Source organism: Aliidongia sp., from assembly GCF_035943795.1.
Taxonomy (GTDB): domain Bacteria; phylum Pseudomonadota; class Alphaproteobacteria; order ATCC43930; family CGMCC-115725; genus Aliidongia.
This window is the reverse complement of sequence record NZ_DASZBY010000095.1, coordinates 22912-34388: the sequence shown is the minus strand read 5'-3', so window position 1 is coordinate 34388 and position 11477 is coordinate 22912. Positions and strand designations below refer to the sequence as shown.

11 protein-coding genes and 1 pseudogene are annotated in these 11477 nt (G+C 67.3%); 10 read left to right on the top strand and 2 right to left on the bottom strand.

Annotated elements, in window-relative coordinates:
* The first annotated feature begins 284 nt into the window (after window positions 1–284).
* The 6 genes and pseudogenes from VGV37_RS18020 (at window position 285) to VGV37_RS17995 (ending at window position 5601) form a co-directional block, all read left to right on the top strand.
* Window positions 285–1238 (top strand): TauD/TfdA family dioxygenase, encoded by a 954-nt coding sequence (locus VGV37_RS18020; RefSeq protein WP_326881122.1) that lies wholly within the window; start codon window positions 285–287, stop codon window positions 1236–1238.
* Window positions 1239–1255: 17 nt separating this feature from the next.
* A complete protein-coding gene (locus tag VGV37_RS18015) occupies window positions 1256–2362 on the top strand; it encodes an ABC transporter substrate-binding protein (RefSeq protein WP_326881121.1) in 1107 nt (368 codons plus the stop codon).
* Window positions 2359–3111 carry an ABC transporter permease gene (locus VGV37_RS18010; protein ID WP_326881120.1) on the top strand — a complete coding sequence of 251 codons (753 nt, stop codon included), beginning with the start codon at window positions 2359–2361 and terminating at the stop codon, window positions 3109–3111. Before VGV37_RS18015 ends, VGV37_RS18010 begins: the two co-directional genes overlap by 4 nt.
* Window positions 3108–3917: an ABC transporter permease gene (locus VGV37_RS18005; RefSeq protein WP_326881119.1), complete on the top strand. Its 810-nt coding sequence runs from the start codon at window positions 3108–3110 to the stop codon at window positions 3915–3917. The genes VGV37_RS18010 and VGV37_RS18005 overlap by 4 nt, the downstream gene beginning before the upstream one ends.
* Window positions 3918–4030: 113 nt before the next feature.
* A pseudogene (locus VGV37_RS18000) lies at window positions 4031–4741 on the top strand (ABC transporter ATP-binding protein); the annotation flags it as partial.
* 32 nt (window positions 4742–4773) lie between these two features.
* Window positions 4774–5601: a TauD/TfdA dioxygenase family protein gene (locus VGV37_RS17995; RefSeq protein ID WP_326881117.1), complete on the top strand. Its 828-nt coding sequence runs from the start codon at window positions 4774–4776 to the stop codon at window positions 5599–5601.
* 33 nt (window positions 5602–5634) lie between these two features.
* Here VGV37_RS17995 and VGV37_RS17990 read toward each other — a convergent pair whose 3' ends face one another.
* Window positions 5635–6117, bottom strand: coding sequence for an Lrp/AsnC family transcriptional regulator (locus VGV37_RS17990; RefSeq protein ID WP_326881116.1), 483 nt, complete (start codon window positions 6115–6117; stop codon window positions 5635–5637).
* A gap of 94 nt (window positions 6118–6211) precedes the next feature.
* Window positions 6212–7018, bottom strand: a complete 807-nt coding sequence (locus VGV37_RS17985; RefSeq protein ID WP_326881115.1) for a GntR family transcriptional regulator — start codon at window positions 7016–7018, stop codon at window positions 6212–6214.
* Between the two features lie 119 nt (window positions 7019–7137).
* Here VGV37_RS17985 and leuC point away from each other — a divergent pair, with 119 nt between their 5' ends.
* Genes leuC through VGV37_RS17965 form a run of 4 tightly spaced genes read left to right on the top strand, consistent with a single transcriptional unit; the run spans window position 7138 to window position 11434 of the window.
* On the top strand, window positions 7138–8544 hold the full coding sequence (gene leuC / locus VGV37_RS17980) for a 3-isopropylmalate dehydratase large subunit (protein ID WP_326881114.1): 1407 nt from the start codon (window positions 7138–7140) through the stop codon (window positions 8542–8544).
* A 7-nt stretch (window positions 8545–8551) separates the two neighbouring features.
* The gene (gene leuD / locus VGV37_RS17975; protein WP_326881113.1) at window positions 8552–9166 is read left to right on the top strand and encodes a 3-isopropylmalate dehydratase small subunit; all 615 of its coding nucleotides are present in this window, start codon (window positions 8552–8554) and stop codon (window positions 9164–9166) included.
* Between the two features lie 19 nt (window positions 9167–9185).
* The gene (locus VGV37_RS17970; protein WP_326881112.1) at window positions 9186–10070 is read left to right on the top strand and encodes an isocitrate lyase/PEP mutase family protein; all 885 of its coding nucleotides are present in this window, start codon (window positions 9186–9188) and stop codon (window positions 10068–10070) included.
* A gap of 5 nt (window positions 10071–10075) precedes the next feature.
* Complete coding sequence (locus VGV37_RS17965; RefSeq protein ID WP_326881110.1) at window positions 10076–11434, top strand: MFS transporter; 1359 nt, start codon at window positions 10076–10078, stop codon at window positions 11432–11434.
* Window positions 11435–11477 lie beyond the last annotated feature (43 nt).

Below are 11477 nucleotides of genomic sequence, written 5' to 3'. Positions count from 1 at the left end.
TGGTGCCCGGAGGGTCCTCGTTTCTTCGTCCGACTCCCGATCAAAATTTCAGCGCAGCAAAATATTCTCCGCCGGCTTGCCGGCGGGGAAGGATTGTCTCTAAACACTGCCTTCTTTGAAATTGATCGCTGAGGGAACGCTCTGTAACGTTTCCCGAATGAAGACCGACGAACCTCAATGATACTCCCCGGTTCTTCCAAGATATAGACGCGAAGTCTCCGCCTATTTTCTGGCGAACGCTGAGTCTCGACTTCATTTCCCCATTTCCAGCCGAGGGAATCTCCATGTCGCAATTCTCGATCAATCCTGAAGTCGTGAATACCAACCATCGTGCGGATCTTGGGGACGACATCGCCATCCATCCGATCGCCGGCAAGATCGGTGCGGAAATCCGCGGCGTGGCGCTGTCGGGCGATCTGCCGGCCGACACCCAGGAGGCGATCCGCCAGGCGCTGCTGCGCTACAAGGTGCTGGCGTTCCGCGGCCAGCATCAGCTGGACGACCAGGGCCAGCAGGATTTCGCCCGCGGCTTCGGCGCGTTGGTCGAACATCCGACCCAACCGTCCCGGCCGGAGACGGCGATCCTCGAGCTCAATTCGACGCGCGGCGGCGGCCGGGCCGATCGCTGGCACACCGACGTCACGTTCGTCGATGACTATCCGGCGATCAGCATCCTGCGCGGCGTGGTGGTCCCGCCCCAGGGCGGCGACACGATCTGGACCAATACCGAGGCCGCCTACGCCGGCCTGACGCCGGAGTTGCAGGCGCTCGCCGACCAGCTGTGGGCGCTGCACAGCAATCTCTACGACTATGCCGCCGAGCGGCCCGCCGCCTCGGCCGCCGACCGCGAGGTCTATGACAAGGTCTTCACCTCGACCGTCTACGAGACCGAGCATCCGTTGGTCCATGTCCATCCCGAGACGGGCAAGCGCTCGCTGATCCTCGGCAATTTCGTCCGCCGGATCTTGGGCCATTCGCAGGAGCAGTCGGACCTGCTGATCCGCCTGTTCCAGGCCCACGTCACGCGCATCGACTTCACGTTCCGCTGGCGCTGGCAGGCGGGCGACGTGCTGATCTGGGACAATCGCGCGACCCAGCATATCGCCGTCAACGACTATGGCGACGAGCCGCGCGTCGTGCGCCGGGTGACCGTCGCCGGCGTGGCGCCGGTCGCGATCGACGGCCGGCGCAGCCGCCCGCGCAGCAAGGCCGCGAAGCCGCCCGCGGCGACCCACTGACCGGAAAGACCTTGGCCATGAAGACGTCCCTGCGAGCCGCCGTGCTGGGTCTCGTGATGGGAACGGCGCTGGCTGCCGTTCCCGCCGCGGCCGATCCCGTGACCATCCGTATCGGCTATCCCGGCATCGGCGCCGACAACCGCCCGTTCGCCAGCGGCGACATCGTCGCCGTCGCCCATGCCGGCCATTTCATCGAGGACGAGTTCGCCCACGATCCCGATGTCACGGTCGAATGGACCTTCTTCCGCGGCGCCGGGCCGGCACTGAACGAATCGCTCGCGGCCGGCCATCTTGACTTCGCCGCCGGCCTGGGCGACCTGCCGTCGATGATCGGGCGCGCCAACGGGCTGAAGACGCGCTTCATCCTGACAGACAAGGTCCGCGACACGATCTATCTCGCGGTCCGGCCGAATTCCGGCATCAAGCGCGTCGAGGATCTGGCCGACCATCGCTTGTCGGAATTCAAGGGCACCAATCTGCAACTGGCAGCCGACAAGATCCTGGCCGCCCACGGCCTGAGCGAGCGGAACGCAAAATTCGTCAACCTCGACATCGGCAGCGCGCTGGCCGCCCTCAACGCCGGCGAGATCGACGGCACGTTCGGCGGCATCGAGCTGTTGGGCCTGCGCGACCGCGGCATCGTCGAACTGCCCTATAATTCCAAGGCGGATGCGGTGCATTTCGGGCGCCACTCCGCGATCTTCGTCACCGAGGCGTTCGACCAGGCCCACTCTGATCTGGTGCAGCACGTGGTCGATGCCTTCGTCAAGGCGGCCCGGTTCGGCGCCGACGAGACCCACCGCAGCGCCGTGTTCGACCTCTGGGCCAAGGCGGGCTACCCGCCGCAGGCCTTTGCCGAGGATTTCGAGAACGAGCGGCTGGCCAACCGGCTGTCGCCGCTGATCGACGAATACGTGAAAGCCCGCTACCGCGACCAGGCGGCCCATGTCCGGCAATATGGCCTGATCCGCAAGGACGTCGACATCGACAGCTGGTTCGAGCCGAAATATCTGGAAGCGGCGCTCAAGGCGCAGAACCTGGAGAATTTCTGGCCGAAATACGATGCCGAGGGCCATAAGACCGCAGTGGGCGATGTCGAGCAGACGCGGTCGGCCGCGAAATGAGCCGTCTGGCCACCGCCCTGCTGGTGCCGGCCCTGCTGCTGGGCCTGTGGCGGCTGAGTGCCGCTGAGGGTTGGTTGCCCGCTCAGCTGCTGCCGGCGCCGGTCGCGGTCTGGGACGCGCTGACCGAGACCGCCGCCAGCGGCGATCTGTGGACCGACACGCTGATCAGCCTGCAGCGCGTCGGCGAGGGTTTCGCGCTGGGCGCCGTCGCCGGTCTCGGGTTCGGGGGCGCGATCGGCCTGTCGCGGACCTTGCGGCAGCTGTTCGACCCCGTGTTCCTGCTGCTGGCCCAGGTCCCGCTCCTCGCCTGGATCCCGCTGGTCATCCTGGCCGTGGGCATCGACGAAGCCATGAAGGTGACGGTCATCGCGTGGGCGAGCTTCGTGCCGGTCGTGCTGGGCGTGGCCCAGGGCATCCGCGACGTGCCGGAACCGCTGCGCGAACTGGGCCGCGCGCTGACCTTCGATCGCTGGGATCTCGTATCGCGCATCGTCTTTCCCGCTGCCGTGCCGGCGATCTTCACCGGCCTGCGCGAAGGCCTGGCCAATGCCTGGCAGACCCTGGTGGCGGCCGAGCTGTTCGCCTCGTCCGAGGGCCTGGGTTACCTGATCGCGCTCGGCCGCCAATTGTTCCAGCTCGACCTGGTGTTGGCCATGGTGCTGGTGCTGGGCATCGTCGGGCTGGCGGTGAACGGCGCGCTCGCCCTGGTCGAACGGCGGCTGCTGCGCTGGCAGGCGCATGCAGCATGAGCGAGGTCACCCTCGTCCCCATCCGACCGGCGCGACGCATCACGCTGCCGTCGACCCTCCGCCCGGTCCTGCTGGGCCTGATGGTGCCGTTACTGCTGATCGGGATCTGGCAAGCGGCCGCCGCCGCCCACCTGGTCGCCCCCTATATCCTGCCGCCGCCGTCCGACGTTCTGGCGCGGTTCCGATCCGAGCTCGAAGGCGGCACGTTCCAGGCGGACGCGCTGGCCAGCCTGTCGCGTGCGTTCGCCGGTTTCGCGATCGGCGCGCCGGCCGGCCTCGCCTTCGGGCTGCTGCTCGGCCTGTCGCGCATGGCCGAACGCCTGCTGGGACCGATCTTCCTGGCCTATCGCCAGGTGGCACTGTTCGCCTGGGTGCCGCTCCTGTCCATGTGGTTCGGCGGCGGCGAGGCCGGGAAGGTCGCGTTCATCGCCATGACCGCCTTCGCCCCGTCCGCGGTCAACGCCTGGCGCGGTGCCGCCGCCATTCCCGCACCCTATCGGGAATTGTCCCGCGCGCTGACGCTCGGCCGGCTCGACCACCTGCGGCTCGTGGCCCTGCCCGGCGCCTTGCCGGCAATCCTGACCGGGCTGCGCAGCGCGTTGATCTACGCCTGGCTCGCGACCGTCGGCGCCGAGCTGTTCCTCGACATCGCGCCGGGCCTGGCCGGGCGGCTCAACGAGGGCCGCGACAAGTTCGAGGTCGACCTGATGATCGTCGCATTGACGGTGCTGGCGATCCTCGGCCTCGCGTTCAGCCAGCTCGCGGCGGCACTCGAACGACGATCGATACGATGGAGAAACCGATGACCCAGACCCTGCGGAACCGTCCTGCCCGATTGGACGAAATCAGCCTGACACCGGCGCTGGAAATCGATCAGGTCGGCAAGATCTTCGATGTCGCCGGCCGGCAGGTCGAGGCGCTGCGCGACATTTCCTTTTCCGTCCGTACCGGCGAGTTCGTCGCCATCGTCGGCGCGTCCGGCTGCGGCAAGTCGACCCTGCTGCGGCTGATCCTGGGCCTCGACACGGATTATCAGGGCGAGGTTCGGCTCGACGGACGTCGGGTCGTAAAGCCGGACCTCGATCGCGGCATCGTGTTCCAGGACCATCGACTGCTGCCGTGGCTGACTGCCGAGGACAATGTGGCGGCCGCCCTGCGCCGCAGCGGCCTGCCGGCGGCCGAACGGCGGCGCCTGGTCGCCGAGCAACTGAAGCTGGTCGGGCTCGAGAGCTTCGCCCGCGCCTGGCCCGCCCAATTGTCCGGCGGCATGGCGCAGCGGGTGGCGATCGCCCGCGCCCTGGTCAACCGGCCGCGCTTCCTGCTGCTGGACGAGCCGCTGGGCGCGCTCGACGCGCTGACGCGCCTGCGGTTGCAGGACGAGCTGGCGCGCATCGTGCGGCACGAGGGCACGACGGCGGTGCTCGTGACCCACGACGTCGACGAGGCCGTGTTCCTGGCCGATCGCATCATCGTGCTGCAGCCGGATCCCGGCCGCATCGCGCGCATCGTCGAGGTCGAGCTGGACGGGCAGCGCGACCGCTCCGCCCCGGCCTTCCTGCGCCTGCGCGACGAAATCCTCGACACCCTGGGCGTCCGCCAACCGCTCCGCGACATCGCCACCGCCGCCTGATCGCGGTTTCCCCGTAAACGAAGGACCTCGCCATGAGCTACGAAACCATTCAGGTAAAGCCGGTCTCGCCCCATATCGGTGCGCTGGTCGGCGGCATCGACCTGTCGCAGACCCTGACCAACCGCCAGGTCGCGGAACTGCACGACGCGCTGGAAACCCATCTCGTGCTGTTCTTTCGCGATCAGGATCTCGACTATGACCGCGCGAAGCAGTTCGGCCGGCACTTCGGTGAGTTGGCGATCCATCCCAACACCCCGGGCCCCGAAGGGCATCCGGAGATCCTGCCGATCCATACGGACCAGAATTCGAAACTGATCAACGGCGAGCGCTGGCATTCCGACGTGTCGTGCAACGAAGAACCGTCCTATGCCAGCATCCTGCACCTGAAGACCGTGCCCGACATCGGCGGCGACACGATCTTCGCCAGCCAATATGCCGCCTACGACGCGCTGTCGCCCCGGCTGAAGACCTATCTGGACGGGCTGACCGCGCTGCACGACGGCGGACCGTCCTATCGTTCCTCCAATGCCAAGCGCGGCATTCCGGAGACCGGCAAGGCCTATCCGAGCGCCATCCACCCGGTCGTGCGCACCCATCCCGGGACCGGGCGCAAAGCCCTGTTCGTCAATGCCGGCTTCACCACGCGCATCAACGGGCTGCCGGATCGCGAAGCCAAGGCCTTGCTGACCTTTTTGACCGAGCATGCCGCCAAGCCGGACTTCCAAACGCGTTTCCAATGGCAGGCGGGATCCGTGGCGGTCTGGGACAATCGCTTCACCCAGCATCTGGCGATCTGGGACTATTACCCCCAGACCCGATCGGGCTTCCGCGTGACGGTCAAGGGCGATCGTCCGGTATGACGGGAGGGCGGAGGGGCTTCCGGCCGCTCCGCCTCATTCCTCGCGCCGGTCGCGGAACACGGTGCCGTGCAGCGGATAGGCGGTGGTCAGCTTCAACTGCTCCATCGCGAACAGCGAGGTGACGTTCTTCAGCGGGGCCGCCTGGATCAGGCGTTTGTAGAACGCGTCGAACTCCGCCATGTCGGCCACGACGACGCGCAGCATGTAGTCGACCTCGCCGGCCATGCGGCACAGTTCCATCACCTCGGGCATCGCCACCACGGCCTCGGAGAAGCGCTGCAGCCATTCGGGGGTATGATCCCCGGCTTCGATGGCAATGAAGACGCTGAGGCCCATGCCGATCCGCTTGGGATCGAGCACCGCCACCCGGCGGCGGATGACGCCCGTGCTCTCCAGCTTTTGAATCCGCTTCCAGCAGGGCGTCGGCGACAGGCCGACCCGCTCGGCCATCTGGGCAACGGACAGGCTGGCATCGGTCTGCAGGATATCGAGGAGACGGCGGTCGATCTCGTCCAATGGGCGCCAATCAAGAAAACACTAATTATTTCTGTTTATCAAATTTATCTCACATTTCAAAATTGCATTTTCTCGCGCACCGATCGCTGGGAAATCAGCTCCGCGGTCGACCGGCCGACCGGCGGGAGTTCCGGCGGCTGCCCGGCGACAGCACGGTCGACCAGCGCCGCTCCGGAACATCGCCGGTGCGGACCATGTCCATGTGCAGGGCGTAGCGGTCCGGCCGGTAGAGCGCGCTCAAATGCTCGACGCCGCTGCCGTCCGAGGCGAAGACGGTTCGTTTCATGCCGATCAGTGCCGAGCCCACGTCGACGTCGAGTGCCGCCGCGATTTCGGGTGAGGCCAGCACGGCGGTGATTTCCTGCGTCGCGCGCTCGATCTGGACGCCCGACCGCTCCAGCAGGGCCAGCAATGGGCGGGTCGCGAGATCCGCCTCGGTATAGGTGACGCCGATCCGCTCCGGCACATCGGTCGTCAGATGGGCGAAGGGCTGGCTGTCGATCAGGCGGACGCGCACGGAAAACTGGGTCTTTTCCCCGGAAGCGAGCTTCAAGGCCTGGGCGATGGCGGCAGGCGGATCGCGATAGGCGAACTCCAGCAGCCGGACCGCGGTCTCCCGCCCCATCGCGACGATGTTCGCCAGCACGTTCGACAGGTCGGCCACGATCGGCTTGGCGCCCCCTTCGACCACGAAGGTGCCGGCGCCCTGGCGACGAGTGATCAGGCCTTCCTTCTCCAGCTCGGCCAGCGCGCGGCGAACCGTCACACGCGAGACGCCATGCTGGACCGCGAGCGCCTGTTCGCCCGGCAGCGCCCCCTGGGAATCCAGGCGGCCATTGGCGATCCGGTCGCGCAGCGCCAGATAGACCAGCTGCGTCTTCGATGGCTCGAACCCCGCCATACAACCCCCTTGCGCATAGGACCTGCAGATGTATAGTCCATAATACAAATCCAGCACGTCAGCCAGACAATCCAAAGATGCCACAAGGCATCGCGACGAGCCTAGGGAGCGATAGCGACATGACGGAACGCGTCCCGGCGACCCTCATCGACAAGCTCTGGAACACCCATGCCGTCGCCATGCGGGAAGATGGCCAGACCCTGCTGTTCATCGACCGGCATATCCTGCACGAGGGCTCGTTCCACGCCTTCAACCAACTGAAGGATCGCGGCGCCAGGCTGGCGCGGCCGGACCTGACATTCGGCATCGCCGACCATTACGTGCCGACGCGCGCCGCCAGCACCGCCGCCAACCCCGAGGCGGCCGGCATGATCGAGCAGCTCGCGCGCAACGCCCGCGATTATGGCTTCCTGTCGTTCGGCCAGTTCGACCCGCGCCAGGGCATCGTCCATGTCGCCATGCCGGAGCAGGGCCTGACCGTGCCGGGCGTCCTGCTGGTCTGCGGCGACAGCCACACTTCGACCCATGGTGCGTTCGGCGCCTATGCGTTCGGCATCGGGGCCTCGGAAGTGGCCCATGTGCTGATGACCCAGACCCTGTGGCAGAAGCGGCCGAAGCGCATGCGCATTTCGGTCGAGGGCACCCTGCCGCCCGGCATCGGCGCCAAGGATATCGCGCTGACCATCATCGCGACGATCGGCGCGGACGGCGCCCAGGGTCATGCCATCGAATATGCCGGCAGTGCCATCCGCGCGCTGTCGATGGAAGGCCGCATGACCCTGTGCAACCTGTCGATCGAGGCCGGCGGGCGGTTGGGCATGATCGCGCCCGACGAGACGACCTACGCCTTCCTGCGCGGTCGGCCGTTCGTGCCGAAAGGTGACGCCTTCGAGCAAGCGGTCGAGGATTGGCGGCACCTGCAGACCGACGCGGACGCGCGTTTCGATCGCGAAGTGACGCTCGATGCCGCGGCCATCGCGCCGACGGTGACCTGGGGCACCACGCCGGAACAGGCGGCTGCGATCACGTCCGCCATCCCCGATCCCGACCAGGTCGCCGACGCGAACAAGGCGCAGGCGATGCGCGAGGCGCTGCGCTACATGGACCTGCGGCCGGGCCAGCCGATCAGCGACATCCGCATCGACCGGGTGTTCATCGGATCCTGCACCAACAGCCGCATCGAGGACCTGCGCGCCGCCGCCTCGATCCTCAACGGCCGGCGGTCGCGCGTGCCGGGACTGGTGTCGGCCGGATCGGCCAACATCAAGCGCCAAGCCGAGGAGGAAGGGCTCGACCGGATCTTCCGCGACGCGGGGCTGGAATGGGGTGAATCCGGCTGTTCCATGTGCGTCGGCATGAACGGCGACACGGTGCCCGCCGGCGAGCGCTGCGCGTCGACCACCAACCGGAATTTCAAGGGCCGGCAGGGGCCGGGCAGCCGAACGCACCTGATGTCGCCGACCATGGCGGCGGCGGCGGCGGTGACCGGCCACCTGACCGACGTCCGCCGCCTGCAGGCGGAGTGAGGATCCCATGCGCCCGTTCAAGGACCTGACCGCGCCGGCCTGTCCGCTGCCGATCCCCAACATCGACACGGACCAGTTGATCCCGGCCCGCTTCATGCGCCGGCCGCGTTCCGAAGGCTATGGCGCCTTCCTGTTCCACGACCTGCGCGTCGAGGCCGACGGGACGAAGCGCGACTTCCCGCTGAACGATCCCGCCCATGCCCGTTGCGAGGTCATCGTCGCCCGGCGCAATTTCGGCTGTGGCTCCTCGCGGGAGGCCGCGGTCTATGCGCTGGCCGATTTCGGCATCCGCACCGTGATCGCACCCAGCTTCGGCGACATCTTCGCCTCGAACGCCGTCAAGAACGGCCTGCTGCCGGCCCAGGTCACCGAGGAGGATGCCGAGCGCTTGCTCTCGGCTGGTGCCATGGTCGCAGAGCGCCCGGTGACCGTCGACCTGGAAAGCCAGACCATCGTGGCCGGCAATCTGGTGGTGCCCTTCACCATCGACCCGGTGTGGAAGAAGCAGTTGCTGAATGGCTGGGACGACATCGACTTGACGTTCGGCCAGTCGGTCGAGATCGAAAGATTCTGTGCGCAGGATCGGCAGGCCCGCCCCTGGGCGGCACCGAGCGTGCCTTGAACGAACGACGGAGGAACCCTTGGCCGAACCGAAGAAGCTGCGCGCCTTGCTCGAACAGGACGGCTGCCTGACCCTGCCCGGCGTCTATGACGGGATTTCCGCCCGCATGGCCGCCCGCTGCGGCTTCGACGCGCTCTACATGACCGGCTATGGCGTCGTCGCCTCGGCGCTGGGCGTGGCCGATGCCGGGACTGCGACCTTCACCGAGATGCTGGACCGGGTGCGCTGCATCGCCGGCGCCAGCAGCCTGCCGTTCATCGCCGATGGCGACACCGGCTATGGCGGGTTGCTGAACGTCGACCGCACCGTGCGCGGCTATGCCGCCGCCGGCGCCTCGGGCATCCAGTTGGAAGACCAGGAATTCCCGAAGAAATGCGGCCATACCGAATTCCGCCGGGTCATTCCGGCCGAGGACGCCATCGCCAAGATCCGCGTCGCCGTGGACGCCCGGCCGAGCCGCGACTTCCTGATCGTCGCCCGCACCGACGCGCGCTATGCCGAGGGGCTGGATTCGGCCCTGCGCCGGGCCGAGGGCTTTCTCGAGGCCGGGGCCGACGTGCTGTTCGTCGAGAGCCCGGAAAGCCTGGAGGAGTTGCGCCGCGTCGCCGAGACGTTCAAGGGCGTGCCGCTGCTGGCCAACATGGTCGAGGGCGGGCGAACACCCTACCTCTCGACCGATGAGCTGGCCGGCATGGGCTTCAAGATCGCGCTCTATCCCGGCAGCGGCTTCCTGACCGCCGCCGGCGCGCTGCAAAGCTGCTACCGCCACTTGAAGAGCGCCGGCATCGGCACGGGCGCCGAGGTGCCGATGCTGCCGTTCTCGGAAATGAACGATCTGATGGGCTTTCCGGCTGTGCATGCCTTCGAGCAGCGCCACGGCCTTGCCGACCGCCATAAGGAGTGATGCCGATGCGCGGCTCCATCGCCCAGCGGCTCGATCGGCTTCCGGTCCTGCCGTTCCATCGCCGCCTGCTGTGGCTGATCGGCGCCGGCATGTTCTTCGACAGCTTCGACATCTACCTGGCGGGCTCGGTGCTGGGCGAACTGGTGCATAACGGCTGGTCCAGTATTCCGCTGAACGCACGTTTCATCTCGGCCACCTTCATCGGCATGGTCATCGGGGCGGCCGGCGCCGGTTGGTTGGGCGACCGCTATGGCCGGCGCTTCACCTATCAGTTCAACCTGGGCATCTTCGGCATCGCCTCGCTCGCCTGTGCCGCCGCCCCGGACATGGATTGGCTGATCGGCGCGCGCTTCGTCACCGGCATCGGCCTGGGCGCGGAGATCGTGATCGGCTATGCGACCATGCTGGAGTTCATGCCGCCGGTCCATCGCGGGCGCTGGGCGGCGCTGCTGTCGCTGGTCACCAACTTCGGCCTGTTCGCCTCGACCCTGATCAGCTGGCTCGTCATCCCCGCCTTCGGCTGGCGCCCGATGTTCGTCATCGCCGGGCTGGGCGCGTTCTTCGTGCTGTGGCTGCGCAAGGCCATGCCGGAATCGCCGCGCTGGCTGGAGGCCAAAGGCCGGATCGCCGAAGCGGACGCGATCGTCCGCCAGGTCGAGGTCGAGGCCGGCATCCCGGTCGACGCGGCGCCGGCCTTCGTGCGCGAGGCCGAGGCGGAGCGGATCAGCCTGACCAGCCCCGCTTTCGTCAAGCCGGCGATCGTCGGATCGATCATGCAGATCGTGCTGGGCATCGCGATCTACGGTTTCGTCGCGTGGGTGCCCACGTTCCTGGTCCAGCATGGCATGGCGATCAACCGGTCGCTGGGCCAGACCGTGCTGATGTCGTTCGGCGGGCCGACCGGCGCCGCGATCGGCTGGCTGTTGACCGACCGCATCGGCCGGCGGCCCTCGATCATCATCGCGGCCCTGCTGGCGGCAATCTGCGGCCCGGCCTTCGCCAATGCGCCATCGCAGGAATTCGCCATCCTGTTCGGCTTCCTGATGTTCTCGCTGATCTATTTCATGGTCGCGGTCATCGTTGCCGGTTACGTGCCGGAGTTGTTCCCGACCTCGGTCCGCATGCGCGGCAACGGCATCGCCAGCACGGTCGGGCGCATCACGACCATCTTCGTGCCATTCGGCGTCGTCGAACTGTTCAACGCGGGCGGCGTCTCGTTCGTCGTCAGCGGCATCTCGGCAGCGCTCGTCGTGCTGGCCCTGCTCGCCTGGTTCTACAAGATCGAGACCAACGGGCGCAGCCTGGAGGCGATCGCCGTCGCCGAGAGCGGCACCCCCGCGAGGACCGCGATCGCACACGATTGAAGATCTGCTGAACGAGGCGAACCGAAACTCAATCGGACGCCCG

Bases quoted from the DNA above. Each gene is read 5' to 3' on its own strand.
- leuD (WP_326881113.1), top strand. From the start codon at position 8,552: ATGCGCCCGTTCAAGGACCTGACCGCGCCGGCCTGTCCGCTGCCGATC.
- VGV37_RS17985 (WP_326881115.1), bottom strand. From the start codon at position 7,018: ATGGCGGGGTTCGAGCCATCGAAGACGCAGCTGGTCTATCTGGCGCTG.
- VGV37_RS18015 (WP_326881121.1), top strand. From the start codon at position 1,256: ATGAAGACGTCCCTGCGAGCCGCCGTGCTGGGTCTCGTGATGGGAACG.
- VGV37_RS18005 (WP_326881119.1), top strand. From the start codon at position 3,108: ATGAGCGAGGTCACCCTCGTCCCCATCCGACCGGCGCGACGCATCACG.
- VGV37_RS17995 (WP_326881117.1), top strand. From the start codon at position 4,774: ATGAGCTACGAAACCATTCAGGTAAAGCCGGTCTCGCCCCATATCGGT.
- leuC (WP_326881114.1), top strand. From the start codon at position 7,138: ATGACGGAACGCGTCCCGGCGACCCTCATCGACAAGCTCTGGAACACC.
- VGV37_RS17965 (WP_326881110.1), top strand. From the start codon at position 10,076: ATGCGCGGCTCCATCGCCCAGCGGCTCGATCGGCTTCCGGTCCTGCCG.
- VGV37_RS18010 (WP_326881120.1), top strand. From the start codon at position 2,359: ATGAGCCGTCTGGCCACCGCCCTGCTGGTGCCGGCCCTGCTGCTGGGC.
- VGV37_RS18020 (WP_326881122.1), top strand. From the start codon at position 285: ATGTCGCAATTCTCGATCAATCCTGAAGTCGTGAATACCAACCATCGT.